Annotated in this window: 20 protein-coding genes; 14 read left to right on the top strand and 6 right to left on the bottom strand. The window is 61.2% G+C overall.

What is annotated here, in order from left to right:
* Positions 1 to 64: 64 nt before the first annotated feature.
* Entirely contained in the window at positions 65 to 520 is a 456-nt protein-coding gene (locus FIU93_RS02365; RefSeq protein WP_022999714.1) for a winged helix-turn-helix transcriptional regulator, read from the bottom strand.
* A 141-nt stretch (positions 521 to 661) separates the two neighbouring features.
* Here FIU93_RS02365 and putA point away from each other — a divergent pair, with 141 nt between their 5' ends.
* Complete coding sequence (putA, locus tag FIU93_RS02360) at positions 662 to 3,802, top strand: bifunctional proline dehydrogenase/L-glutamate gamma-semialdehyde dehydrogenase PutA (RefSeq protein ID WP_152504734.1); 3,141 nt, start codon at positions 662 to 664, stop codon at positions 3,800 to 3,802.
* A 284-nt stretch (positions 3,803 to 4,086) separates the two neighbouring features.
* Here putA and hrpB read toward each other — a convergent pair whose 3' ends face one another.
* The 4 genes from hrpB to FIU93_RS02340 all read right to left on the bottom strand — a co-directional run bounded on the left by hrpB (position 4,087) and on the right by FIU93_RS02340 (position 9,069).
* A complete protein-coding gene (gene hrpB / locus FIU93_RS02355) occupies positions 4,087 to 6,558 on the bottom strand; it encodes an ATP-dependent helicase HrpB (protein WP_152504733.1) in 2,472 nt (823 codons plus the stop codon).
* Between the two features lie 12 nt (positions 6,559 to 6,570).
* Positions 6,571 to 7,611, bottom strand: coding sequence for an ROK family protein (locus FIU93_RS02350; protein ID WP_152504732.1), 1,041 nt, complete (start codon positions 7,609 to 7,611; stop codon positions 6,571 to 6,573).
* Positions 7,608 to 8,039, bottom strand: a complete 432-nt coding sequence (locus FIU93_RS02345; RefSeq protein ID WP_022999719.1) for a methylglyoxal synthase — start codon at positions 8,037 to 8,039, stop codon at positions 7,608 to 7,610. The genes FIU93_RS02350 and FIU93_RS02345 overlap by 4 nt, the downstream gene beginning before the upstream one ends.
* Positions 8,040 to 8,334: 295 nt before the next feature.
* Positions 8,335 to 9,069: a DUF1194 domain-containing protein gene (locus tag FIU93_RS02340; protein WP_022999721.1), complete on the bottom strand. Its 735-nt coding sequence runs from the start codon at positions 9,067 to 9,069 to the stop codon at positions 8,335 to 8,337.
* A gap of 1,047 nt (positions 9,070 to 10,116) precedes the next feature.
* Here FIU93_RS02340 and FIU93_RS02335 point away from each other — a divergent pair.
* From FIU93_RS02335 to FIU93_RS02280, 12 genes are all read left to right on the top strand, one after another.
* On the top strand, positions 10,117 to 11,100 hold the full coding sequence (locus FIU93_RS02335) for a sugar-binding transcriptional regulator (RefSeq protein ID WP_022999723.1): 984 nt from the start codon (positions 10,117 to 10,119) through the stop codon (positions 11,098 to 11,100).
* A gap of 68 nt (positions 11,101 to 11,168) precedes the next feature.
* Positions 11,169 to 12,170: a BMP family ABC transporter substrate-binding protein gene (locus tag FIU93_RS02330; RefSeq protein WP_022999724.1), complete on the top strand. Its 1,002-nt coding sequence runs from the start codon at positions 11,169 to 11,171 to the stop codon at positions 12,168 to 12,170.
* Positions 12,171 to 12,256: 86 nt separating this feature from the next.
* Positions 12,257 to 13,249, top strand: a complete 993-nt coding sequence (locus FIU93_RS02325) for a BMP family ABC transporter substrate-binding protein (RefSeq protein ID WP_152504731.1) — start codon at positions 12,257 to 12,259, stop codon at positions 13,247 to 13,249.
* 72 nt (positions 13,250 to 13,321) lie between these two features.
* Positions 13,322 to 14,878: an ABC transporter ATP-binding protein gene (locus FIU93_RS02320; protein WP_055657442.1), complete on the top strand. Its 1,557-nt coding sequence runs from the start codon at positions 13,322 to 13,324 to the stop codon at positions 14,876 to 14,878.
* Entirely contained in the window at positions 14,875 to 15,981 is a 1,107-nt protein-coding gene (locus FIU93_RS02315; RefSeq protein WP_022999727.1) for an ABC transporter permease, read from the top strand. The genes FIU93_RS02320 and FIU93_RS02315 overlap by 4 nt, the downstream gene beginning before the upstream one ends.
* A gap of 2 nt (positions 15,982 to 15,983) precedes the next feature.
* Positions 15,984 to 16,952 (top strand): ABC transporter permease, encoded by a 969-nt coding sequence (locus tag FIU93_RS02310; protein WP_031268896.1) that lies wholly within the window; start codon positions 15,984 to 15,986, stop codon positions 16,950 to 16,952.
* Complete coding sequence (gene cdd, locus FIU93_RS02305) at positions 16,949 to 17,347, top strand: cytidine deaminase (protein ID WP_022999729.1); 399 nt, start codon at positions 16,949 to 16,951, stop codon at positions 17,345 to 17,347. Before FIU93_RS02310 ends, cdd begins: the two co-directional genes overlap by 4 nt.
* Before the next feature lie 16 nt (positions 17,348 to 17,363).
* Positions 17,364 to 18,173: a purine-nucleoside phosphorylase gene (locus FIU93_RS02300; protein ID WP_022999730.1), complete on the top strand. Its 810-nt coding sequence runs from the start codon at positions 17,364 to 17,366 to the stop codon at positions 18,171 to 18,173.
* Positions 18,170 to 18,952 (top strand): deoxyribose-phosphate aldolase, encoded by a 783-nt coding sequence (gene deoC, locus FIU93_RS02295; RefSeq protein ID WP_088665174.1) that lies wholly within the window; start codon positions 18,170 to 18,172, stop codon positions 18,950 to 18,952. The genes FIU93_RS02300 and deoC overlap by 4 nt, the downstream gene beginning before the upstream one ends.
* A gap of 23 nt (positions 18,953 to 18,975) precedes the next feature.
* Entirely contained in the window at positions 18,976 to 20,292 is a 1,317-nt protein-coding gene (gene deoA, locus FIU93_RS02290) for a thymidine phosphorylase (RefSeq protein ID WP_152504730.1), read from the top strand.
* Positions 20,293 to 20,376: 84 nt separating this feature from the next.
* On the top strand, positions 20,377 to 21,597 hold the full coding sequence (locus FIU93_RS02285; RefSeq protein ID WP_152504729.1) for a phosphopentomutase: 1,221 nt from the start codon (positions 20,377 to 20,379) through the stop codon (positions 21,595 to 21,597).
* Between the two features lie 121 nt (positions 21,598 to 21,718).
* Complete coding sequence (locus tag FIU93_RS02280; RefSeq protein ID WP_022999734.1) at positions 21,719 to 22,723, top strand: adenosine deaminase; 1,005 nt, start codon at positions 21,719 to 21,721, stop codon at positions 22,721 to 22,723.
* Positions 22,724 to 22,948: 225 nt separating this feature from the next.
* Here FIU93_RS02280 and FIU93_RS02275 read toward each other — a convergent pair whose 3' ends face one another.
* The gene (locus tag FIU93_RS02275) at positions 22,949 to 24,205 is read right to left on the bottom strand and encodes an MFS transporter (protein ID WP_022999735.1); all 1,257 of its coding nucleotides are present in this window, start codon (positions 24,203 to 24,205) and stop codon (positions 22,949 to 22,951) included.
* A 147-nt stretch (positions 24,206 to 24,352) separates the two neighbouring features.
* Here FIU93_RS02275 and FIU93_RS02270 point away from each other — a divergent pair, with 147 nt between their 5' ends.
* Positions 24,353 to 25,594 (top strand): DUF1688 family protein, encoded by a 1,242-nt coding sequence (locus FIU93_RS02270; RefSeq protein WP_152504728.1) that lies wholly within the window; start codon positions 24,353 to 24,355, stop codon positions 25,592 to 25,594.
* Positions 25,595 to 25,641: the final 47 nt, after the last annotated feature.

Genomic DNA, 25,641 nt, shown 5'->3' with positions numbered 1-25,641 from the left:
TGGCACGGTCAAGACAAGGCTTTGTGAACGATGAGTGTTCGTGCTCGTTTGATTTCAGCGCAAATCAGACCGGCAGGATATGGGTGTCCTTGATCTCTTCCATGACGGCGTAAGTATGTGTTTCACGCACGCCCGGCAGCGCCAAAACCACATCAGACAGGAAGGCCCGATAGGCTTCCATGTCCTTGACGCGGCTTTTCATGAGGTAGTCGAAGCCGCCTGCCACCATGTGACATTCCATGATGTCGGTCGAGCGTTCGACGGCAATCTTGAAGGCGTCGAAAATTTCCGGTGAGGTGCGGTCAAGCCGGATTTCGACGAAGACCAGCAAACCCCGGTCCACCATCTTCGGATTGAGGCTGGCGGAAAAGTGCTCGATGTACCCTTCGCGCACCAGCCGCTTCATGCGTTCGGCGGTCGCGGTTGCCGAAAGATGCACCCGTTCGGCAAGGTCCGTATTGGTAATGCGGCCGTCCTGTTGGAGAACCTTCAGAATCCTCCGGTCTGTTGCATCAAGCATGGCGAATTTCCCTAGAAAAAAGAAATTTGCAAAGAAATACACGGAGATTGGCTTCAAAAACAGCGAAAAGCGGACTTCGATTCAAGATATTTTGGAGACATCTAGTGACCTGGCCCCGCGGGGCCCCTTTGGGAGGTTCTCATGACCGCAACTGTTGCAGCCATGAAGACAATCAATTCGACCGAACTCGAGCCGTTTCGCCCGGCGTACGCCCCCGATGACAAGACGCTTGTCGAAGCGCTTCTGAAGGAAGCCAACACCGACCCCGTGGTGGAGAAACTGATCGACCAGCGCGCCCGCGGTTATATTCAGGACATGCGCTCGGTCCAGGTCGGTCTCGGCGGCGTGGAAGACTTCATGCGCGAATTTGGTCTGACCACCCGTGAAGGCCTGGCCATGATGGTGCTGGCGGAAGCTCTGCTGCGCGTTCCGGACGCAAAGACCGCGGACAAGCTGATAGAGGACAAGCTGGCGGCAGCCCGCTTCGACGATCCCTCAGGCCCGAAATCCGACACATGGCTTGTCTCCGCCTCTTCCTGGGCGCTGGGCGTCACCTCTCGTCTGCTGCATCCGGGCGACACGCCCCAGTCGATCCTGTCGAGCCTCGTCAAGCGCATGGGCATGCCGACCGTGCGCATGGCAACCCGCAAGGCAATGCGCCTGCTCGGTCATCAGTTCGTGCTTGGTGAAACCATCCAGAAGGCTCTGGAACGCGCCAGGACCCAGGAAGCGAAGGGCTATCGCTATTCCTATGACATGCTGGGCGAGGGCGCGCGCACCCAGAAGGATGCGGAGCGTTACTTCCAGTCCTATGCCAAGGCGATTGCCGCCATCGGCAAGGCCGCCGGTGACAAGAAGCTGCCGGACCGTCCGGGTATTTCGGTGAAGCTTTCCGCGCTGCATCCGCGCTATCAGGCCGTCAACGGCGAACGTGTGCGCGACGAACTCCTGCCGAAGTTGCGCGAACTGGCGCAGATGGCCAAGGACCACAACCTCAACTTCACCGTCGACGCTGAAGAAGCCGACCGGCTGGAGATCTCTCTGGATATCATCGCGGCCATGCTAACCGATCCGGTCACCGAGGGCTGGGATGGCTTTGGACTGGCGGTTCAGGCCTATCAGAAGCGCGGCATTCACGTGATCGACTGGCTGGTCAACGCGGCCCGCAAGACCAATCGCAAACTGATGGTCCGCCTCGTAAAGGGTGCCTATTGGGATACGGAAATCAAGCACGCCCAGGAAGGCGGTGCGGAAGGCTATCCGGTGTTCTCGCGCAAGGCGGCGACGGATCTGTCCTATCTGTGCTGCGCCAAGCGGATGCTGGCGGCACGGGATGTGCTTTACCCGCAATTCGCCACCCACAACGCACTGACAGTTGCCCAGATCATCGAACTCTCCGGTGGCAAGGCGGAAGGGTACGAGTTCCAGCGCCTGCACGGCATGGGCGAAAGCCTTTACAAATCCGTTGTCGAACGCGACGGCTTCCCGTGCCGGATCTATGCCCCGGTCGGTGGTCACAAGGACCTCTTGGCCTATCTCGTCCGCCGCCTTCTGGAAAACGGTGCCAACTCCTCCTTCGTCACCATCGTGGGCGATGCCTCCGTGCCGGTTGAAAAGATGCTCAAGCGGCCGAAGGAACTGCTGGATAGCGGTCACCATTCCATCAACCGGTCGATCCCGCTGCCGAAGGACCTTTACGGCGACAGCCGGCAAAATTCCGAGGGCGTGGAATTCGGCTGTGCGGCGGAGCGCAATTTGCTGACGTCCGGCATGGCGAAAACCACAGCACCGTTCACCGAAGCCGCCCCGCTTGGAGCGGGGCTGAAACCGTCGGGCGACGCCAATCCGGTGTTTGCCCCGATGGACGGCACGACCAAGGTCGGTACGGTGCGCTTCGCGGACAGCGAAACGGCACGCCTTGCTGTCGAAAATGCCCAGAAGGGGTTCGAGAAATGGTCGCGCAGACCGGTTGAAGAGCGGGCGGCTGCCATCGACAAGGTTGGCGATCTGCTGGAGGCCAACCGGGACCGTCTGATGACGATCCTCTCATTGGAAGCCGGCAAGTGCCTGACCGATGGCATTGCCGAAATCCGCGAGGCAGTCGACTTCTGCCGATACTACGCGGCCGAAGCCAGAAACCTTTTCGGTGAAGGCAAGCTGATGCCCGGACCGACAGGCGAGGAAAACCGCTACCGCTATCGTGGTCGCGGCGTCTTCGTCTGCATTTCTCCCTGGAACTTCCCGCTGGCGATCTTCCTCGGTCAGGTCAGCGCAGCTTTGATGGCGGGCAACGCCGTCGTCGCCAAGCCCGCGGAACAGACACCGCTGATCGCTTATGAAACGGCCAAGCTGATGTATCAGGCCGGTGTCCCGGAAGATGTCTTCTACCTGCTCCCGGGCGAAGGTGATGTAGGTGCCGCACTGACCTCCCATCCGGCTGTTGCCGGGGTGGCCTTTACCGGATCGACCGAAACCGCCTGGCTGATCAACGGCACGCTGGCCGCAAAACGCGGCCCGATCGTTCCGCTCGTTGCCGAAACGGGCGGGATCAACGCGATGATCGTAGATGCGACGGCCCTGCCGGAACAGGTCTGCGATGACGTCATGATGTCCGCCTTCCGCTCCGCCGGTCAGCGCTGCTCGGCACTGCGTTTGCTTTATGTGCAGGAGGATGTCGCCGATCATCTGCTGGACATGCTGGAAGGCGCAGCGAAAGAACTCAGTTTGGGCGACCCGCGCCTGCCGTCCACCGATATCGGGCCGGTTATCGATGAGGAAGCGCGCGACAACATTCTCTCCCATGTCGATGACATGGAGGAGAGTCAGAAACTGCGCTATGCCGGCAAGACACCGCACGGCAAGCTGGCCAACGGCTCCTGGGTGGCCCCGCACATCATCGAGTTGGACAAGGCTGAGGCCCTGACGCGGGAAGTCTTCGGACCGGTGCTGCACGTGGTCCGCTACAAGGCTGGCGACCTCGACAAGGTGCTGGACCAGATCGCAGGCACCGGCTACGGCCTGACGCTCGGTGTTCACAGCCGTATCGATGCAACGGTGAAGAAGGTTGTCGACCGGTTGTCCGTCGGCAACGTCTATGTCAACCGCAACACCATCGGTGCAGTCGTCGGCACCCAGCCCTTCGGCGGCTCCGGCCTCTCCGGCACCGGCCCCAAGGCAGGCGGCCCGGCCTACCTCTACCGGTTTGCACTGGAACAGGTGGTCTCCATCAACACGGCCGCCGCTGGCGGTAACGCCAGCCTGGTGGCAGCCTCGGACGATTGAGGGCCAAGGCCTTCTCGGAGCTAAGCATAGTCCGATTTGCAACCTGGATTTCGCCCATATACGGACCGGTTCCCTTCCCCCTTGTGGGGAGGGGTTAGGGCCGGGGCTTCATACCCCCACCCCTAACCCCTCCCCACAAGGGGGAGGAGGACTCGGCTGCGGCAGGTCGCGGGACAGGGGACTTCTGAAGCGTCAGTCCCTCCTGTGTCTTCCCATAGTTCGACCACGGGATTCATGCCGTTTTCTCTCCTGAAGGGAAGGCCGTGCGAGGCTGAAATGCGGAGCTAGGTTCCCCGCGGCTTCGCCCTGCGCGTTGCCTCGGCTGCGGTCGGGTCGTCCGGCCAGGGGTGCCTGGGGTAGCGGCCTTTCATGTCGGCTTTCACATCCGCCCAGGAGCCTTGCCAGAAGCCGGGGAGGTCCTTTGTGATCTGGATCGGGCGCTGGGCAGGGGAAAGAAGTTCCAGGATCAGCGGCAATCTGCCGTCGCAGACGCTCGGATGATCCTTGAGGCCGAAGAGTTCCTGCACGCGAATGGAAAGCGTCGGACCTGCGGCCGCACCATAGTCGATCGGCACCTTGCTGCCTGTCGGGGCGGTGAAGTGCGAGGGGGCAAGGCTGTCCAGCCGCGCAGCCGCATCATAGGGCAGGAGCACTGCAAGCGCATTGCCGAGAAGCGCGGTGTCGATTACCCCCAGGCTCGTGCAGCCGGCAAGATAGGGCTGCAGCCAGGTTTCCAGGGTTTCCGTCAAGGTGCCATCGGAAAGGTCCGGCAGATCCTGCGCGCCGTTCTCCCGGGCATAGGCGACACGTTTCTTCAGCCGTTCCTGTTCCTTGCTCCAGGGCAGGCGGGAGACGCCGCGCCGGCGGATCTCGGCAATCAGGGCCCGTTCGACAGCTGCCGGATCTGCTGACTGGATCTGGACGGACTTCAGTTCAACCGCCTTGTAGCGGGTGACACGCCGCGCCTTCAGCGCACCATCTCCTGTCAACTGGACTTCATCCTGCTCGACGATGTCTGCAGCAAACAGGTCTTCGATATCGGATTTGGAAATTGGCGCGCAGAGCTGGATACGCCCGCTTGCCGCCTTGCCCTGAATATCGGCAACAGTCAGGAAGGCTTGCCGGGAAAGGGCATGTTCCGCCTCCAGTTCAGCGCCACGGCCGTTCGCAAGGCGGAAGCGTCCTGTCTGCCCGCGCTGCTGGGCCACCCGGTCAGGATAGGCAAGGGCGAGCAGAAGTCCGGCGCTTTCCGGATCTATCTCCCTGCCTGTGCCGCCTGCCTGCTTCAGCCAGCGCTCGGCAAGTTGGCGGCCGTCTTTTACACGTTGGCTCTTGTCGTGGCGCAAAGCCTGCAAACGCGCACGCAGGTCGGGATCCCGGCCGCCAAGACCCGGTTCGGACAGCACCAGCGCGATCATCGCGGCGGTAAAGCCGAGATCGCGGGCAACGCCTTCGATCACCATATGCGCGAGGCGCGGATGCAGCGGGAGCTTCGCCAGTGCCTTGCCGTCATTGGTCAGACGTCCGTGGTCATCCAGAGCGTGCAGATCCTGAAGCAGAACCTTCGCTTCGCTCCAGGCCGCAAGTGGGGGCTGGTCGGCAAAGGCGAGGGCTGCCGGATCGAGTGTCCCCCAGGCCGCCAGGTCCAGCACCAGGCCGGTGAGATCCGCTTCCAGGATTTCCGGAGCCTCTGCCTGTGGCAGGGCCACGGTCTGGGCTTCGTCCCAGAGCCTGTAGCAGACACCGGGCTCGGTACGTCCGGCGCGGCCTCGCCGTTGATCAGCGGAAGCGCGGGAGACGCGCACGGTTTCCAGCCGGGTCAGTCCGGTCTGCGGTTCATATTTCGGCACCCGTGCCAGACCGCTGTCGATAACGACACGCACACCTTCGATGGTCAGCGAGGTCTGGGCGATGGCACTGGCCAGCACGATCTTGCGGCAACCGGCATCGGCCGGCCGGATGGCTGCGTCCTGCGCTTTGGCGTCCAGTCCGCCGTAAAGTGGTGCCACCTGGCAGCCTGCCGGGAGCTTGCCCTCCAGCATCTCAGCGGTGCGGCGGATTTCGCCCTGGCCTGGCAGAAACACCAGAATGGAACCTGTTTCTTCCACGAGGGCTTGCCGGATCGCCCTCACCATCTGCGGCTCCACGCGCTCGTTGGGTGTTCGCCCCAGGTAACGCGTTTCGACCGGGTAGCTGCGCCCCGTGCTTTCGATGACCGGCGCGTCGCCAAGCAGGCGTGAAATGCCGGCAGCATCGAGCGTTGCGGACATGGGCAGCAGACGCAGGTCGTCGCGCAGTGCAGCCTGCACATCCAGCGCCAGCGCCAGCCCGAAATCGCCGTCAAGCGAGCGTTCGTGAAATTCGTCAAAGAGAATGGCGGCAACGCCCGTCAGTTCCGGATCGTCCAGGATCAGCCGGGTGAATACACCTTCCGTGATGACCTCTATCCGGGTACGGGCGCTGACTTTCGTTTCCATGCGCACACGGTAGCCGACGGTCTCGCCTGGCTTTTCGCCCAGTTCGGCTGCCATCCGGCGTGCAGCGGCACGGGCAGCTAGACGCCTCGGTTCCAGCACCAGGATCTTGCCGTCGCCGCGCCAGGTCGCGTTCAGAAGAGCCAGCGGCACGCGGGTCGTCTTGCCCGCGCCCGGTTCGGCAACGAGAACCGCGTTCAGCCCTGTATCAAGCGTTGCCAGAAGCTCCGGCAGGACACCGTCGATCGGCAGTGGTGCCGCGAAGGCTGGGGCAGAGGACATGACGGGCCCGGGTCAGCTCGCGCCCGATGCGGCGCCTGCAGTCCATTGCCGTCCTTGCATGTCGACGGCAAAGGCTTCCGGCGCGCGTGCGAAGGAGGCAAGGCCTTCCAGGGCCGGATCGGGATGCCGGACGATGAAGGTCGGTATCTTGGCCATCAGGGCCTCGTGGGGCGCCTTGGCCTCAAAGGCGGCGCGGAAGCCGCCGTCCGTGAGGAAGCGTGTGATCCGCGATGTGACACCGCCAGTCAGATAGACGCCGCCCCGTGCCAGAACCGCGAGGGCAAAATCACCGGCCACACGGCCAAGGGCCCTGGCAAAGACCTCCAGCGTCTTCACCGCTACCGGATCGTTTTCCTCTGCGGCCGTTGTGATGCTTGCCGCCGTTGTGAAGTCGCGGTCCGCGCCCATATAGGCGGCAACACCGCGGGCAAGGCGGGGCAAGCCGGTGCCGCTAAGGATCTGTTCGGCGCCAAGCCGTCCACCGACGAGTTCGATATGCGGCCAGATGGCAACGTCTTCCGGGGTTACCGGCCCGAGTTCCACATGGCCACCTTCGCCCGGAACGGGAACCCAGGTCTGGGCGGCATAGATCATCGCGGCGGCGCCGAGGCCCGTGCCCGGACCGAGGACGAACTTGGCGCTCTCTTCGCGGATCGTGCCGGAGCCGACCTGTTCGATATCGCTGCCGCTATATCCTGGCAAGGCCAGGGCCTGCGCTTCGAAATCGTTGAGCACGATGACTTCGTCCAGACCGAGGTCGGCGATCATCTTCAGCGGCTCGATTACCCAGGCCGCGTTGGTGAGGGGGATCCTGTCACCGGTGACGGGACCGGCAACCGCGATGATTGCCGTGCGCGGTTTCGGATCGGTTTCCGGCAGCACCACTTCGCGGATCGCGGAAGAAATGTCGGGATGATCCGCGGTCGCCGTCTTGCCGCACATGCGGGTGGGCGCCTCAGCGTCGTCAACCAGAGCGAAACGGGCGTTGGTGCCGCCGATATCGGCAACCAGAACCGGATAGGCAAAGGATTTGGTGTTCTTGGAAAAACTCATGAGGACAAGGAGCCAACTTCAGGTGTCGCGGATGTGGTCTTGAGGCCCTGCAGGCGGGCGGAGCGCAGCAGGATATCCGCAGTCGACGGATTGAGCGCCATCGGCATGTCATAGACCACTGCAAGGCGCATCAGGGCTTTCACATCAACATCATGCGGCATGGGCGACAGCGGATCGACGAAGAAGAACAGGCCCTGGAGCTTGCCTTCGGCAATCATCGCGCCGATCTGCTGGTCGCCGCCCAGCGGGCCGCTTTTCAGCCTTGTGACCTTGAGATCCGGACAGGCTTCCAGAATGCGGCCGCCCGTGGTGCCTGTGCTGACAAGTTCGAAAACCGCGAGTTTGTCCTGGTGCCGTCTGGCGAACTCGACCATGGCGTCTTTTTTGGCGTCATGCGCGACAAGCGCAAGAGTGGGCGTGGCAGGCATCAGCGGTCCTCTGGGGTCTATGCAATCCGGATCGATTGAATAGCCGAAAGCTGATCGAAACCAAAGTCCCGGGAGACCAGTTCGTCCCCGGAGGAAACCGGACGAAAAGGCACCCTGGCAGGAAGCGACAGCGGCGGGGAAGTGTTTAGCCGTTCAAAGCGCTTTAGGCAAAGGAAGATGAACGGGCGGGCGCAGAACCTGTTCGCCGTGGGCAGATCATTGGCAGGGAGCAAAAGAAAATGCCGCGTCCCGGCCCGGAACGCGGCAGGCAATAAGGAGAATGGAGACGTGGCGGTCAGTCGAACAGATTGCAGCGGATCGGTTCGCGGCCGGCAACGCGCTGGAAGTAGGGATCGGGTTCCGGCAGATGCAGCCCGGCGATCTCCATCACCAGCTTCATCCGGATCGCGTCTGCAAAGCCTTCCTGACTGCGAACGGGGATGGCGAACGAGCCCGGGCCGCCGATCACACAATCCTCGTAATAGTGGTCGAGGTTGAGCATCGCCTGCCAGGTGTTCTTGTTCGACTTCATCATCAGAGGCAAGCCGTTGATGGTCACGCCAGAGGCAACCATGCGATCACGCATGGCAGTTACGGAGCCACCCTGGTTGTTCGGGCCGTCACCGGAAATGTCGATTACGCGGCGCAGGCCTTCATACTGGTTGTTCTGAACCAGAAAGACGGACTTTTCGAGCGCCGAGGCGATGGAGGTGCGCTGGACCTGCCGAAGCGGGGCCTCGGCAATCTTGGAAGCGAAGTGTGCTGCCGAGCTTGCATCCTGGATCACCGTCCAGTCGGCGACGATGAAATGCTCATCAACCCCGCCCCATTCCATGTAGGTCACGGCAACGCGGCCGATCGGACCGACCTGAATGGCGTCAAGAAATTCCCTGGAGGTGAGAGCGGCAACATACCCGGCGCGCTGCACTTCCTGTTCTTCTGTATCCATGGATTGGGAGATGTCGACGGCCAGGACAAGTTCGACGTCCACTTCGTTGGCCGGATCATAGCTGTATTGTGAAGAAGCCATCAGAGCCGGACGGTAGTCTCGGGCTGCGGCTGGGGCGGCGAAAAGAAGTGCCGCACAAATAAGTGACAGTAAACTTGTAACCGTCAGTGCACAGTCTGTTTTGGTTATGTCGAGACGCATGGTTTTTCTCCTTACTTCAGCCTTGCGGCTGGGTGGCCACGTCTCCCCTGTTTATTTTGTCGTTGAATTCCTTATCTTTCCGTTTCTCGTGATTCCTAACAAGGCATTGGCTGAATGCCTTGGATGAGCTTGGAAATTTACTTAGCAAGCTACATGCCAAACGTAGCGTAATATTCCTTGGCTGGCAAAAGTAATGTGCACGGAGTGCATGTTCTATCCACAGGCGCGGGATATCTTCCGGATTTGCTAGGCAAATTTTTCATCCGTGGATACGCGTTAAGATTTACGTATAGGTAAGGTGGGTATTTCTTGAGTTATTTCAATCCGCCTTGTCGGTCACATTTTTGCGCGAAACTGTGAGAAACTCGGGCGAGAGAACCTGGTTGAGACCCAAAACAGCCGACGTTTCAGCAACTTCTGAAGCGCCTGACATGCGCGTTCCGATTAGCTGTTTTTCGGTCGGAAAGACGCAGGTTTTCAAAGTGGGGGACAAATCCACCGGCAATTATTGCCGTGCAGCTAGGCAAATTTTGCCGGGTTGTTTCTGAAAATCGGCAGCTTTGGGCAGAATTTGCCGCCGTTCAGAAGTGGTACTCGGTGCTGATTGCTGCCCAGAAATGCAGCAATCAGCCAGAAAATTGGCAGTTTTTTTTGTTGACGGCAAAGGCAAGGCTGGTCATGATCTGAAGAAATTCTCACTTGGTGAAGAATTTTTCGGGCGGCCCTCGCGGCCCCGGAAAACAAAAGCTCCGAAGAGAGCAGGGCATAGCCGGACCGTTGCGGTCAACCGCTTCGCATGGCTGGACAGGCGGGTGTTTCATCTTGCGGGATGCAATTCCATCAAGCCGGGCGTTTTGAGAGTGGTTGAGTATCCTGTCCGCCGGAAGGCGTGCGCAAGGGCTCTGGAGGGGAAGGTTTCGACGCGGAATGCAGACACGCGACGACGACTGGACATCATATATGGCCATCCGGGCGGCCTGGCTGTCCTTTGTTGGAGGCCGTACGCAGGGTGAAATCGCCTCGCAGCTCGGCGTTTCGCCTGCCAAGGTGCATCGCCTGATCGCTCATGCGCAGAAAGCCGGTTTCGTCAAATTCCAGGTCGATGGTCGCCCGATGGAATGCCTCCAGCTTGAAAAGGAGCTGACGGAGCATTTCGGCCTGACGAACTGCATCATTGCTCCCGATCTTGGTGGCGGCGACGACGACAGCGCCCTCAGGGCCGTCGCCGTGTCCGCGGCACAGTTCCTGTCTGGAATGCTCGGTGGGTCCAACGTCACGCGTCTGGGCGTTGGCATGGGCCGCACGCTGACCGCGGCTGTTGAAGCGTTGCCGAAAGTGGCGAGAACCGATCTCGAAATCATGTCGATCTGCGGATCGCTGACGCGCACGCTTGCTGCCAACCCCTACGACATCGTCCAGAAGATGCAGGAACGCACAGGCGGCATCGGCTATTATCTGCCGGTTCCCTATTTTGCCGAAAACCAGGACGAAAAGGCGATGTTCCTGACCCAGCGCAGCGTGCAGGACCTGATGGATCGCGCGCGCCAGTCGGATGCCTTTCTCATCGGCATCGGTTCGGTCGAGAACGAGGGCCATCTTGTCCAGCGCGGCATGATTTCCAAAAAAGAACAGGAAGATTTGCTGTCGGGCGGCGCCGTCTGTGATTTGATGGGGCGCTTTCTGACGATCGAGGGAAAATTGGCCCCGGATCCGCTCGGCGATTGTGCCGTGGGTCTGCATTTCGACGAAGTGCGCGGGCGCCGCGTGATTGCGCTGGTAGGTGGGGAGAGCAAGGTGGATGCCACGCTCGCGGCCCTGCGTACCGGTGTCATTACCGACCTTGTGGCAGACGAGACCCTTGCGAGGGCTCTGACGGCACGGGCCGGATTGCAGCTGGCACAGTCCGCATGATGCGGCTGGGTCACGAGGGGAAACGGGCCGGCCAAAAGGCAGGCCCCCGCATGTCGGAGGACATATAAGTGAAAAAGCTTCTTACCATCGGCACCGCGCTTGCCGGCCTGGCCTTTACCGCCGTGGGCGCATTGGCAGCCGATATCAAGCCGGCAGTGCTTTACGATCTGGGCGGCCGTTTCGACAAGTCGTTCAACGAAGGCGCATACAACGGTGCTGAAAAGTTCAAGGAAGACACCGGCGTCGAATACCGCGATTTCGAAATCCAGAACGACAGCCAGCGCGAGCAGGCTCTGCGCAACTTTGCCAAGCGCGGCATGAACCCGATCGTTGCCATCGGCTTCTCCCAGGCAAACGCCGTGGAAAAGGTTGCCAAGGAATTCCCGGATACGCAGTTCGCGATCGTTGACATGGTCGTCGACCTGCCGAACGTGCGTTCCATCCTGTTCAAGGAGCAGGAAGGCTCCTACATCGTCGGCATGCTGGCTGCGATGGCGTCCGAAACCGGCAAGGTCGGCTTTGTCGGCGGCATGGACATTCCGCTTATCCGCAAGTTCTCCTGTGGTTACAAGCAGGGCGTAATGGCTGCAAACCCGAAGGCGGAAGTCTTCGAGAACATGACCGGCACCACCGGTGCGGCCTGGAACGATCCGGTCAAGGGTGGCGAACTCGCCAAGTCCCAGTTCGACCGTGGCGCTGACGTTGTCTATCACGCTGCCGGCGGCACCGGCATCGGTGTTCTGCAGGCCGCTGCTGACGCCGGCAAGCTCGGCATCGGCGTCGACAGCAACCAGAACAACCTGCATCCGGGTTCCGTCCTGACCTCCATGCTGAAGCGCGTCGACATTGCCGTCTACCAGGCGTTCGAAGATGCGGCCAACGACAGCTGGTCCTCCGGCTTCGAAGTCCTCGGCCTCAAGGAAGGTGGCGTCGACTGGGCGCTGGACGACAACAACGCCGAACTCGTCAACGACGAGATGAAAGCAAAGGTCGAAGAAGCGACCCAGAAGATCATCTCCGGCGAGATCGAAGTTCACGACTACATGGCCGATCAGTCCTGCCCGATGTAAGGCAGTCGTTTTGGACCTCCGCGCGATAGCGTGCGGAGGTCTACCTGTATTTCTAGCGTGCCCAACCCGTTTTTTCGGAGGACAGGATGCTCCGTCTCACATCAGGCGTCATTGCTGCGGCCTGCGCTGTCTTCATGACAACAACCGCAACTCTGGCCGAACCGGCCATCGTTTATTCCGTCGGCGGCAAGTTCGACGGGTCTTTCAACGAAAGCGCCTTTGCCGGCGTGAAACGGTTTCAGGACCAGGGCGGCGACGTCAGAGAATTCGAGTTGGAGCGTGATGCGCAAAGCCTGCAGGCACTGCGGAACTTTGCCAGCCGGGGCGCGTCCCCCGTTGTCGCAATCGGTTTCAACCAGGCCAACGCGCTTGGCCAGGTGGCTCCCAATTTTCCCAAGACGGATTTTGCCATCGTCGACATGGTGGTCGATCAGCCGAACGTGCGCTCCTATGTGTTCAAGGAACATGAGGGTGCCTATATCGGCGGTCTGCTGGCCGGCATGGCCTCCAAGAGCGGCACCATCGGTTTTGTCGGCGGCATGGATATCCCGATCATCCAGCGGTTTCTGTGCGGCTACAAGCAGGGCGGCCAGGCCGCAAGGGCGGATATCAGGGTTCTGTCCAACATGACGGGCGATACGCCGGCCGCTTTCGCGGATCCTGTTCGCGGCGGAGAACTTGCCATCGGCCAGATCAATCAGGGCGCCGATGTGATCATTCAGGCAGCGGGCGGAACCGGCATTGGTGTGCTGCAGGCAGCTGCCGACAAGGGCGTTCTCGGCATGGGCACCGACAGCAACCAGAACGGCCTGCATCCGGGCAAGGTCCTGACGTCCATCCGCAAGCGCGTGGACAACGCCGTCTACGACAGCTTTCAGGCGGCGAAGGACGGCACCTTCGAACCCGGCATCAAGGTGCTGGGCGTCGCGGATGGCGGCATGGACTGGGTGCTGGACGAAAACAACAAGGACCTGATCACGCCGGACATGAAAGCGGCGGCGGATGCCGCCGTTGCGGCCATCTCCGACGGCACCGTCAAGGTTCATGACGTCGTCACCGACGGAGCATGTCTTTTCTGATCGGGACACCGCGAGGCAGCGGCGAGGGGCAATAACAATGACAAAGAAAAACAGTCAGGCCTGGGGGAACGCATGAGCGATACGCCGGCAATCGAACTGCGCAAGATCAACAAGCGCTTTGGCCCGGTTCACGCCAACAAGGACATTGACCTTGTGGTGAAGAAGGGATCCATCCACGGTATCATCGGAGAGAACGGGGCGGGCAAGTCGACGCTCATGTCCATTCTCTACGGTTTCTACCAGGCCGATGACGGCGACATCCTGGTGGACGGCAAGAAGGTCACGATTTCGGACTCGAAAACCGCCATCGGCATGGGCATCGGCATGGTGCATCAGCATTTCATGCTGGTCGACAATTTCTCGGTCCTGGAAAACGTGGTTCTGGGGGCCGAGGACAGCGCGCTCCTTTCCGGCGGCATCAATCGCGCCAAGACAGAACTCAAGCGGCTGGAAGAAGAATACGAACTGCGGGTCGATCCGGACGCCCTGATCCAGGATCTGCCGGTTGGTCTGCAGCAGCGGGTGGAGATCCTGAAGGCGCTCTACCGCAGCGCGGAGGTTCTGATCCTTGACGAACCGACCGGTGTCCTGACGCCGGCCGAAGCCGATCACCTGTTCAAGATCCTCGAAGTTCTGAAGAACGAAGGCAAGACGGTTCTCCTGATCACGCACAAGCTGCGCGAGATCATGGCCGCGACCGATACTGTTTCCGTGATGCGCCGCGGCGAGATGGTGGCGACGCGCGAAACCGCGAACACCTCGATGGAAGAACTCGCCGAGCTTATGGTCGGCCGCAGCGTGCTGCTGCGTGTCGACAAGAAACCGGCGCAACCCAAGGCTCCGGTGATGGAGGTCGAGAACCTCACGGTGACAGACAGCCGCGGCGTGCAGGTGGTCAAGGACGTTTCCTTCAATGTGCGTGCGGGAGAGATTGTCGGCATCGCCGGTGTCTCCGGCAACGGCCAGTCGGAACTGCTGGAAACGCTTGCGGGCATTCGCCGCGCCACCAGAGGTACGCTGAAGATCAACGGCGAGACGATCGATCTGGGAACGAGCACGCTCGACGCTGCCGACATGCGCGCCAAGAACATGGGCCACGTGCCGGAAGACCGGCACCGGATGGGCCTGATCAATTCCTTCTCCGAATACGAGAATTCGATCCTTGGCTACCACCGCGACCCGGCCTACTCCCGGGGCCTTCTGATGGATCTTGCCGCCATCAAGAAGAACGCCGTGGCCGAAATCGAGAAATACGACATCCGCCCGCCCAACCCGATGCTGAAGACCGCCAATTTCTCGGGCGGCAACCAGCAGAAGATCGTGCTGGCGCGCGAGATCGAGCGCGATCCGGAAGTGCTTCTGGTCGGTCAGCCGACGCGCGGCGTCGATATCGGCGCCATCGAGTTCATCCACCGCCGGATCGTGGAAATGCGCGATGCCGGCAAGGGCATTTTGCTGGTGTCGGTGGAACTCGACGAAATCCGGGCGCTGTCCGACCGGGTGCTGGTGATGTTCGACGGCAAGATCGTCGGTGAACGCGGCGGCGATGCGGAAGAAGGCGAACTTGGCCTGCTGATGGCCGGTGTGGAAGATAACAACAAGATGGCTGTTGAAGGAGGCGCCCGATGAGTGCCGGTCAGCTCCCGCGCTGGGTCGATTACGGCCTGATCCCGTTCCTGAACCTGGCCGCCGCCTTCCTGGTGTCCGGCCTCGTCGTTGTCCTGATCGGGGAAAACCCGCTGGACGCGGTGCAGCTCCTGGTCTGGGGCTCCATTGGCTATGGCGAAGGCATCGGCTTCACGCTGTTCTATGCCACCAACTTCATCTTCACCGGCCTGGCCGTGGCCGTTGCCTTTCATGCCGGGTTGTTCAACATCGGCGGTGAGGGCCAGGCCTATATCGGTGGTCTCGGGGTCGCCATAGCCTGTCTGGCGCTGGACCACATCGTGCCGTGGTACATCACCTTGCCGTTTGCCATCATCGGCTCGGCGCTGATGGGGGCCGCCTGGGCGTTCATTCCGGCCTGGCTGCAGGCCACCCGCGGCAGCCACGTGGTGATCACCACGATCATGTTCAACTTCATCGCCTCGTCGCTGATGGTCTATCTGCTCAACAACGCGTTGAAGAAGCCAGGGTCGATGCAGCCGGAAACGCGAACCTTCGAGGACGGCGGCCGTCTGCCGTTCCTGAACGATATATTCCCGTCCTTCGGCTTCGGCTATGCGCCGGTCAACCTGTCGCTCTTCGTGGCGCTGGCGGCTTGTGTCCTGGTCTGGGTCCTGATCTGGCGCACAAAGCTCGGTTTCGAGATCCGGTCCTTCGGTGCCAACGCCACAGCCGCGGTCTATGCCGGCATCTCGCCGGTGCGCACCATCGTCATCACCATGCTCATATCCGGTGGTCTTGCAGGCATGATGGCGATCAACGAGATCATGGGGTCACAGCACCGTCTGCTGATCGATTTCGTGACCGGCTACGGCTTCGTCGGTATCGCGGTTGCCCTCATGGGGCGGGCGCATCCGGTCGGCATCGTTCTGGCATCGATCCTGTTCGGCATGCTCTATCAGGGTGGCGCGGAACTTTCGTTCGAAATGCCCAACATCACGCGAGACATGATCATCGTCATCCAGGGCCTTGTGATCCTGTTTGCCGGTGCGCTTGAGCACATGTTCCGCCCGACCATCATCAAGCTGTTCACGCCCTCCCGGGCTCTTGCCGAGAAGGAGGCGTGATCATGTTCGAGATCGTGATCCTGACACTTGATTCCACAGTCCGCCTGTCGACACCGCTTCTGCTGGCCTGTCTGGCGGGGCTTTACTCTGAACGCTCCGGCGTGGTCGATATCGGCCTGGAAGGAAAGATGCTCGGCGCAGCCTTTGGGGCGGGTGCGGTCGCCTATATGACCGGAAACGCCTGGATCGGCCTTCTGGCGGGCATGGCGGTTTCGATCGGCCTGGCGCTGATCCACGGCTTTGCCTCCATTACCAACCGTGGCAACCAGATCGTTTCCGGCGTCGCCATCAATTTCCTGGCAGCGGGCCTGACCGCGCTCCTCGGGCAGACATGGTTCCGCCAGGGCGGTCGTACGCCCTCACTGCCGGAAGGCGGACGGTTTAGGGACATCGTCTGGCCCTACGCGGAAGAACTGCGCGATGTTCCGATCATTGGCGGCATCTACAGCGAACTGCTGTCAGGCCACAACATCCTGGTCTACGCGGCTTTCGTGGCCGTGCCGCTGACCTGGTGGGTGCTGTTCCGCACCCGTTTCGGGCTGCGCCTGCGTGCGGTCGGGGAAAACCCGGCGGCCGTTGATACGGCCGGCATCTCTGTCACCTGGCTGCGCTACCGGGCGGTTATCGCCTGCGGTGCCCTGTGCGGTGTGGCCGGAGCATATCTTTCCATCGCCCAGTCCTCCGGCTTCATCAAGGACATGACGGCGGGCAAGGGCTTCATCGCGCTGGCGGCCCTGATTTTCGCCAAGTGGAAACCGGCCAACGCCATGTTGGCCTGCCTGTTGTTCGGCTTCCTCGATGCTGTCGCCATCCGGATGCAGGGTCAGAAATTACCCGGTATCGGCGAAATTCCGGTGCAGTTCTTCCAGGCACTGCCCTATATTCTGACCGTGATCCTGCTTGCAGGTTTCATCGGCAAGGCAATCCCGCCAAAGGCGGCTGGCATTCCGTATCTCAAGGAGCGTTCATGAGCGATCTGGACGCGTTGTTCGAGGCCGCAAAAGCGGTTCGTGAAAACGCATATGCACCCTATTCAAACTTCCTGGTCGGCGCGGCCTTGCGTGCACCGGACGGCACTGTTTTCATCGGCTGCAATGTGGAGAACGCTTCCTACCCGGTGAGCGTTTGTGCAGAAGGTGGGGCGGTCAGCGCCATGATTGCCGCCGGTTACCGCGAAATTGCGGAAGCCGTCGTCATTGGCGATGCGGCCCTGTGCACGCCGTGCGGCATGTGCCGCCAGCGTCTGAAGGAATTCGGCACGGACGATCTGGTTGTCCATGTCGCGGATCTCGACGGTATCCGGCGCAGCTTCACGATGGATGAGCTGCTGCCTGCCGCCTTCGAACTGGAATACACGTCAAAATAAGAAGGACTGACCCACAATGAGTGGTTTCGGCCGTGAATGCGCGGAGATCGTCCGCGCAGCCCGGGAGGGCTCGTACAAGATTGGCATGATCCTCGGCTCCGGCCTCGGCGCGCTCGCCGAGGAAGTCGAGGACGCTGTTCGCATTCCCTATTCGCACCTGACCGAATTTCCGGTCTCCACCGTCACGTCCCATTCCAGCGAGCTGGTTGCCGGCACGCTGTCCGGGGTGCCGGTGGTGATCCTGTCGGGCCGGGCCCATTATTACGAGGGCGGCGATCCGACGGTCATGCGCACGCCGGTGGAAACGCTGAAGGAGCTCGGCTGCGAGATCCTGCTGGCAACCAATGCGGCTGGTTCCCTGCGCCAGGAAGTTGCTCCCGGCTCGCCCATGCTGATTTCCGACCACATCAACTGGTCGGGCATGAACCCGCTGATCGGTGAAGAGGACGAAAAGCGCTTCCTCGACATGAGCACCGCCTACGATGCGGATTTGCGTGCGGCGATGAAGAAAGTCGCCGAGGAAACCGGCGATCCGGTCGCCGAGGGCGTTTACATGTGGTTCTCCGGCCCGTCTTTCGAGACGCCTGCCGAAATCCGCATGGCCAAGACACTGGGTGCGGATGCGGTTGGCATGTCAACCGTGCCGGAAGTCATCATGGCCAGGTTCCTGGGTATGCGCGTCGCGGCCATGTCGATTATCACCAATTACGGCGCAGGCATGCAGACGCACGCGCTGTCTCACGACGAAACCAAGTCCGTCGCCTTGCAGGGCATGGAACGCATGAAACAGCTGGTGCGGGCATTCGTGAAGGAGATCGGCCAATGACTGACATGATCGAACACGCCAAACGGGCCCTCGGGCTCGTCGACCTGACCAACCTCAACGATGACTGCACGGCGGCGGATATTTCCAAGCTGACCGGACGGACCGTGACGGATCACGGGTCGGTTGCGGCTGTCTGTGTCTGGCCGCGGTTCGTGGCGCAGGCCGCGCAGGAACTGACCGGCACGGGCGTGAAGGTGGCGACCGTGGTCAACTTCCCTGAAGGTGGCGAAGATACGGAAGCTGTCCTGGCCGAGACGAAGCAGGCACTTGCCGATGGAGCCGACGAGATCGATCTGGTGATGCCCTACAAGGCTTTCTGCGCCGGCCGCAAGGGTTTTGCGGAAGAGCAGATCATCCGCGTGAAGGCTGCCATTCCGGAACCGGCACTGCTCAAGGTCATCCTGGAAACGGGTGAAATCAAGGATCCGTTGCTGATCCACGCAGCCTCCAACATTGCCATTGGGGCAGGTGCGGATTTCATCAAGACTTCGACCGGCAAAGTTGCCGTCAACGCAACGCTGGAAGCAGCCGAAATCATGCTGACCGCGATCGAGGAGGCCCGGCGCGACAACGCCGAGCGTGTGATCGGCTTCAAGCCGGCCGGTGGTATCCGCACCGCCGAGGACGCGGCTGCCTACCTGGCGCTTGCCGACAAGATCATGGGCCAGAACTGGGTATCGGCACACACGTTCCGCTTTGGTGCCAGTGGTCTTCTGGATGCCCTGATCTCGACGATTGAGGGCCAGGAAATCGTGGACCACTCCCACCACGGCTATTGAGACGGCTTCAAGAAGGACAACAAATGCTGCCGCAAGAACTCATCAGAAAGAAGCGCGACGGTGGAACGCTGGACGCGGCGGAGATCCAGTTCTTCGTCAAGGGCCTGGCAGACGGCTCGGTCACGGAAGGCCAAGTGGCTGCGCTCGCCATGGCTGTCTTCTTCAAGGGGCTGACCGTCGACGAACGTGTGGCTCTGACGCTCGCCATGCGCGACAGTGGCGATGTCATGGACTGGTCGGGCATCGACGCGCCGATCCTGGACAAGCATTCCACCGGCGGCGTTGGCGACAACGTCTCCTTGATGCTGGCGCCGGCGCTTGCCGCCTGTGGCGCTGCAGTACCGATGATCTCCGGTCGTGGCCTGGGTCATACGGGCGGCACGCTGGACAAGTTCGACAGCATCCCGGGCTATCAGACGCAACCAGACAATCTGCTGTTCAAGAAGGTGGTCAAGGAAATCGGGTGTGCCGTCATCGGCCAGACCGGCAACCTTGCTCCGGCCGACAAGCGCTTTTATGCCATCCGCGATGTGACCGGCACGGTGGAGAGCATCGACCTGATTACCGCGTCGATCCTGTCCAAGAAGCTGGCAGCCGGTCTGCAGGGACTGGTGCTGGACGTGAAGTGGGGCACGGGCGCTTTCATGGCAACACTTGAAGATGCTCGTGCGCTTGCCGAAAGCCTGGTGCTGGTCGCGAACGGGGCGGGTTTGAAAACGACGGCTCTCCTGACCGACATGAACGAGCCGCTTGCGTCTGCCGCCGGCAACGCGGTTGAAATGCAGAACGCTGTCGACTTCCTGAAAGGCACGGCAATCGACAACCGCCTTTGGGATGTCACCGTGGCACAAGGCGGCGAACTGCTTGCCTCGGGTGGCATTGCCGCTGATGCAGAGGCCGGTGCCGGCATGATGCGTGAAGCGTTTCAGAGCGGCAAGGCGGCTGAGAAGTTCGCCCAGATGGTTCATGCGCTTGGCGGACCTGCCGACTTCATGGAAAAGGCGGAACTTTATCTCGCCAAGGCGCCGGTGGAAGCGCCGGTCTATGCCGAACATGACGGCGTCGTTACGGGTGTGGATGCCCGGGCACTGGGCGTTGCGGTCGTCGCGCTTGGCGGTGGACGCCGGGCGGCGGCAGACGTGATCGATCCGTCCGTCGGCCTGACCAGCCTTGCCGGTGTCGGCAACACGGTCGACGCGGATGCGCCCTTGGCGATTGTCCATGCCAGAACCGAGGCAGAGGCCGAAGAAGCAGCCGTCGCGGTGCGCAAAGCCTACACCATCGGCTCCGCAGCCGATGTCATCGACAGGCCAAGCGTCGTCGAGCGCATCGCGCCCTGACCGGGAAAATGCGTGCCGGGCGAATGGTCGCCCGGAACCTCTCCGGCCGAACCGGCCGGCAATGATAAATTTGAGGAGATGTCCATGCCTCGTGCAATTCTGTGCGTTCTGGACAGTTTCGGTATCGGCGGTGCCGCGGATGCGGAAGCCTTTGGCGATGCCGGGGCCGACACTTTGGGCCACATCGCGGCGCGTTGTGCAGTCGGTGAGGGCGACAAGGACGGTCTGCGCTCCGGCCCCTTGAACGTTCCCAACATGGACCGGCTCGGCTTGGGCGCGGCAGGGCGCCTGTCCACCGGCCAGGACGTGCCGGGCCTGGATTTCGATGGCGAGCCGGAAGGCCTGTGGGGCTATGCTGCTGAAGTTTCCAACGGCAAGGACACGCCGTCCGGCCATTGGGAAATCGCCGGTGTGCCCGTGCGCTTCGACTGGGGCTATTTTCCGGAAACGATCCCGACCTTCCCGGAAGAGCTGATTGCAAAGATCAGCGAGAAGGCAGGCCTCAACGGCATCCTGGGTGACAAACACGCTTCCGGCACGGTGATCATTGCCGAACTTGGCGAAGAGCACATTCGCACGGGCAAGCCGATTTTCTATACGTCGGCGGATTCCGTCATCCAGATCGCCGCCCACGAAGAACACTATGGTTTGGAGAAGCTGTACGAACTTTGCGAGATCGCGCGTGAATTTGCCGATCCCTACAACATCGGCCGGGTGATCGCGCGGCCCTTCGTCGGCGAAACTTCGGACACTTTCCAGCGCACCGCCAACCGGCGTGACTATTCGGTACTGCCGCCGGAACCGACCTTGCTCGACCGGCTGACAGAGGCAGGACGCACGGTCTATGGCGTCGGCAAGATATCCGACATCTTCGCGCATCAGGGCGTTGCCAGGGTGCTGAAGGGCGCAGGCAATGACCAGCTGTTCGACAAGACGCTGGAGGCCATGGACCAGGCTGCCGATGGCGACCTGATCTTCGCCAATTTCATCGATTTCGACTCCCTCTACGGTCACCGCCGGGATGTTCCGGGATATGCAGCCGCACTGGAGCATTTCGACCGCCGCTTGCCGGAAATGATTGCCAGGATGAAGGACGGTGATCTCCTGATCCTGACGGCCGATCACGGCTGCGATCCGACCTGGCGTGGCACGGACCACACCCGCGAACATGTTCCGGTGATCGCAACCGGTCCGGGTCTCGAAGGCAGAAGCGTCGGTGGTCGCAAGACCTATGCCGATATCGGTGAAAGTATCGCCGATCATCTGGGCATTGCGGTGGGGCCGAACGGCACGAGTTTTCTGTAACCGCATCCGCATTCCGGCAATCCGGTGAATCGGGCACAATAACCGCGGGCCATTCGTCCGTCCTTTCTGCGGAAAGACGGAAAACCGGCCCGCCACACACTCGAATGAGGACCCGCGGGACATGAGCGACGCCATCACGGTACCGAAGGCGGAATTGCATTGTCATATCGAAGGCGCCGCGCCACCGACCCTGGTCAAGCGCCTTGCCGACAAGCGCGGCGAGGATGTTTCGGCCGTCCTCGACGGTAACGGCAAATACATCTGGTCCGACTTCACCACCTTCCTGAAAGCCTATGACGTTGCAAGTTCGGTGTTCAGGACACCGGCGGACTATGCCCTGCTTGCAGAAACCTATTTCCGCATGCTGGCGGCGGAAGGGGCAATTTACGGCGAGATTTTCATCTCGCCAGACCACGCTCAGGCCGCCGGCCTGTCCTACCGCTCCTATGTCGAGGGACTGGCCGCCGGGATCGAGCGCGCCAAGACAGACACTGCCATCGAAGGCCGGATGATCGCGATCGGCGTCCGCCATTTCGGTTCGGCCTCCGTCGAACGGGTCATCAAGGAAGTGATCGGCAATCCGCATCCTCTGGTCACGGGCTTCGGTCTGGCCGGGGATGAACGCTCCGGCCACCCGGCCAATTTCGCGAAGGCCTTCCGCATGGCGGCGGATGCCGGACTGGGCACGACGGCCCATGCGGGCGAGTTCGGCGGTCCGGACAGTGTGACCGCGGCACTCGAATTCCTGCGTGTGAAACGTCTCGGCCACGGCGTGCGGGCGATCGAGGACAAGGATCTGGTCAAGCGCCTTGTCGACGAGGAGATCGTGCTGGAGGTCTGCCCCGGGTCGAACATCGCTCTGGGCGTCTACACTCACCTGCGCTTCCACCCGGTCAACATGCTGCGCAAGGAGGGCGTGAAGATCACGCTCAACTCCGACGACCCGCCCTTTTTCGGCACCACGCTCGGCAAGGAATATTCATCGGTCACCGAAACCTTCGGATGGAGTTTCGATGATCAGATGGAAGTCACCCGCACGGCCATCGAAGCCGCCTTCTGTGATGAGCCCACACGCAAAAGGCTCCTTGTACGACTGGAAAGCGCAAAGCAGGCGCCGACGGGTTAAGGCAGGTCTTCTGCAACATGCCGGATGCGCCGCACGCTGAATGCACGCCAGATTTTTTTCAGGCGAGGTCGCTTCGCATTGGCTTGGTTCAGCGAGAATTCTAGTGAGCTTTCTCGCCTCTCGCGCTCTCCTCCCCAAAACCTCATCCTGAGATGCCGCTGAAGCGGCTCCTCAGGATGAGGGGAGAAGAGCGATGAATGCCGAAGGTAATGGCGTCAAGCCCCCTCAGATTTCCCCGCCGGTCTCGTCCACTTCCGTGCGCGGATCGAGGCTTACCGTTTCCGGGGTCGTAATCTGCGCGGTCGAGACTGCCATCACGAAATCGGACTTGTCTTCCTGTGGCAGCGAAGCACGCTGACGCATGCGCCAGAGGGCAAAAAGCATCATGGAAAGATGCGCTGCCGCCGTCACCTGGAAGAGTGCTCCCGGATAAGTGAAGGTCATCAAGCCCGAAGCGAGCAACGGTCCAAGCATTGTACCAGCCCCGAAGATAAGCAGAAGACCGCCGCTGATCCTGAGAAAGTCACCCGGCTCTGCGTGGTCGCTCGCGTGGGCGACGATCACCGGATACATTGAATAGACCACGCCGCCGAAACCTGCGATCAGAAGAACCGTGAGGGTCGGATCGGTGCCGCCGAAGAACGACAGGCTGGACCCGAAACTCATGGCGGTTACGGCGAGACCGACCAGCACGAGGCGCCGGTCAAGCCTGTCGGACAGCATGCCGACCGGGATCTGCACCACTGCGCCGGCCAAAAGCGCCAAACTCATCATGATGGCAATCTCCGGTACGTCCAGTCCGATGCGAAGTCCATATACCGCACCCAAGGTGCCGAAGGACCCGTTTGAAATGCCGACCATGAAAACCGCGACCACTGCGATCGGTGAATTGCGCCAGAGTTTTTTCGGATCCAGCCGCGCCTGTGTCAGGGGCTGGGGCGATGCGGCGGTGGACAACGCTGTCGGCAGCAGCGACAGCGAGTAGATGATCGAACCGAGAACGAAGAAGAAGAAGCCGGTCGGATCGCCAAGCGTCAGCAACATCTGTCCGGCGGTCGTCGCCCCCAGGTTGATCATCGTGTAGATGCCGAAGATCCGCCCGCGCGTTTCGCTGGTCGAACGTTCGTTCAGCCAGCTTTCCACGATCATGGCAGCGCCGGAAAAGCAGAAGCCGGTGATCGCCCGCAGCACGATCCAGACAGCGGCATCCATGAACAGGAGGTTCAGGAGAACCGAGATGCCCGCCAGCGAGGCAAGCGCCCCGAAGGCCCGCACATGGCCCACACGCTTCACGATGACCGGCACGGCCAGACAGCCGCTGACATATCCGACTGCCCAGCCGGTGCCGAGCAGACCGAGCGAGGCATCGGAAAAGCCGTTGGCGAGACCGGCGAGCGGCAACAGGAGGCCGTGAAGGCCGCCGGCGAGCAAAAGCAGTCCGGATCCGACGAGAAGGGCGGCGATTGAGACAACGGCAGACATGAAACTTCCGGTGTGGAGTGGTTGAAAGGCTTGGGTTCAAATCACACAGATGATGACCAATGACGAACCGGTTTGACAAGGTTATGGTGGGCAGATAGGCGAGGGCAGCGTCTTTTCACACAATCCTTTCCAGATCCGGCGATCTCCATGACCGATACCCAACCAGCCTTGTCCCTGTTCCGGCCGCAACATGTTCGGGAAAAGGCCTATGAGCTTTTGAAGCTCGCCACAGATGGCAAACTCGCCCATGTCGAAGCGGTTCCGGACCTGCTTGAGACAGCCCTGGCCAAGGTGCTTGAAACAACTCGGGAAAACTATCCGGATTTTCACATTCCACCCTATGGCATCTGGCGGAATTACGAGGCCGGCGGCATCGACCGCTGGGGTGCGCTGGCAAATGCGCGCGAATTTGAAACCGCCGAAGAAATGCTTGCCGCTGCAGCCGACCTTGCCATCCTGGGTACCTACATGAAAACCCGTCACCCCGAGGGCTGGGTCTTTGAAGACCGGATGACGGACACCAAGGCGACCGGTCAGGAGGCTTCGGCACTGGCCGCCTTTCACATGTTCGCGGCAGGTTCCTTTTCCGGTGAAATGACCGATCCCTATCGCGTCGATGCGCAGACGCTCGTGCAGATGGACCGGATGGAACTCGCAGAAGGCCTGCAGTGGGACGCAAGGGAAGATGACGACCTGCTCGAGGCGATGCAGCGCCATCTGAAACGCTTCGGTGAAGCGCTTGCCCTGCGGCCGGATCTTTTCGGGGAAGGGGACGAGACCCGTCCCGGCCGTCTTGCAGTCCGGATGGCAAAGGAAAGTGATGGCGTGGTTTCGGCAAGGGATCTGCTCGACCGCGTGCTGGAATCGCTTTGTCCGCTCTGGGACGGCGGCGCTGGCGACGGCAACATGGTCTATGGCGACAGCTTCGAGCATTACCAGCGGGGTGCGGTTTCCGAGAGAACTGTTGTGCCGTTCCATCTGGCTGCCCAGGAGATGGTCTATTCACTGATCGAACCTCTTGCCTGGGCCGGGTTTGAAGTCTCCGGACTGGAGGCACTGACGCCACCGGCCGATCCTGCCCACGCGGCCCTGTTCCTCGACGCCGGTGTCCTGAAAATTGTTGAACCGGACACGGTGCTGTCGGCAGAGGCCGAACGCGACCGGATGATCGAAATCCGCGCTGTGGCGCTTGCCCTGACCGACAGGCTGGCCGAACTGCTGCGGCACGAGCTCAAGGTTCATCAGGATCAGTTGCCGCTCACCTGCATCCTGGAAGGTGGAACCAGCCGGGCTGGCGGCATTTATTTGCAAGGACACCCGCAGGAAGCGAAAAAACTCGGGCACTTCATGAACCCGGGGTCTGTTTTTTGGTTGCCGTTCGGGGCATAGGTCCCGAACATAAAAAATCATGAGACCGGGCCGGTGTTATGGCCCCA

The sequence above is a fragment of the Labrenzia sp. THAF35 genome, assembly GCF_009363595.1.
Classification (GTDB): Bacteria; Pseudomonadota; Alphaproteobacteria; order Rhizobiales; family Stappiaceae; genus Roseibium; species Roseibium algicola.
The sequence above is the reverse complement of the archived record's forward strand: the minus strand, read 5'-3'. Positions and strand labels throughout refer to the sequence as shown.

Coding starts and splice junctions, on each gene's coding strand:
- FIU93_RS02365 (WP_022999714.1), bottom strand. CDS start 520: ATGCTTGATGCAACAGACCGGAGGATTCTGAAGGTTCTCCAACAGGAC.
- putA (WP_152504734.1), top strand. CDS start 662: ATGACCGCAACTGTTGCAGCCATGAAGACAATCAATTCGACCGAACTC.
- hrpB (WP_152504733.1), bottom strand. CDS start 6,558: ATGTCCTCTGCCCCAGCCTTCGCGGCACCACTGCCGATCGACGGTGTC.
- FIU93_RS02350 (WP_152504732.1), bottom strand. CDS start 7,611: ATGAGTTTTTCCAAGAACACCAAATCCTTTGCCTATCCGGTTCTGGTT.
- FIU93_RS02345 (WP_022999719.1), bottom strand. CDS start 8,039: ATGCCTGCCACGCCCACTCTTGCGCTTGTCGCGCATGACGCCAAAAAA.
- FIU93_RS02340 (WP_022999721.1), bottom strand. CDS start 9,069: ATGGCTTCTTCACAATACAGCTATGATCCGGCCAACGAAGTGGACGTC.
- FIU93_RS02335 (WP_022999723.1), top strand. CDS start 10,117: ATGCAGACACGCGACGACGACTGGACATCATATATGGCCATCCGGGCG.
- FIU93_RS02325 (WP_152504731.1), top strand. CDS start 12,257: ATGCTCCGTCTCACATCAGGCGTCATTGCTGCGGCCTGCGCTGTCTTC.
- FIU93_RS02320 (WP_055657442.1), top strand. CDS start 13,322: ATGAGCGATACGCCGGCAATCGAACTGCGCAAGATCAACAAGCGCTTT.
- FIU93_RS02315 (WP_022999727.1), top strand. CDS start 14,875: ATGAGTGCCGGTCAGCTCCCGCGCTGGGTCGATTACGGCCTGATCCCG.
- FIU93_RS02310 (WP_031268896.1), top strand. CDS start 15,984: ATGTTCGAGATCGTGATCCTGACACTTGATTCCACAGTCCGCCTGTCG.
- cdd (WP_022999729.1), top strand. CDS start 16,949: ATGAGCGATCTGGACGCGTTGTTCGAGGCCGCAAAAGCGGTTCGTGAA.
- FIU93_RS02300 (WP_022999730.1), top strand. CDS start 17,364: ATGAGTGGTTTCGGCCGTGAATGCGCGGAGATCGTCCGCGCAGCCCGG.
- deoC (WP_088665174.1), top strand. CDS start 18,170: ATGACTGACATGATCGAACACGCCAAACGGGCCCTCGGGCTCGTCGAC.
- deoA (WP_152504730.1), top strand. CDS start 18,976: ATGCTGCCGCAAGAACTCATCAGAAAGAAGCGCGACGGTGGAACGCTG.
- FIU93_RS02285 (WP_152504729.1), top strand. CDS start 20,377: ATGCCTCGTGCAATTCTGTGCGTTCTGGACAGTTTCGGTATCGGCGGT.
- FIU93_RS02280 (WP_022999734.1), top strand. CDS start 21,719: ATGAGCGACGCCATCACGGTACCGAAGGCGGAATTGCATTGTCATATC.
- FIU93_RS02275 (WP_022999735.1), bottom strand. CDS start 24,205: ATGTCTGCCGTTGTCTCAATCGCCGCCCTTCTCGTCGGATCCGGACTG.
- FIU93_RS02270 (WP_152504728.1), top strand. CDS start 24,353: ATGACCGATACCCAACCAGCCTTGTCCCTGTTCCGGCCGCAACATGTT.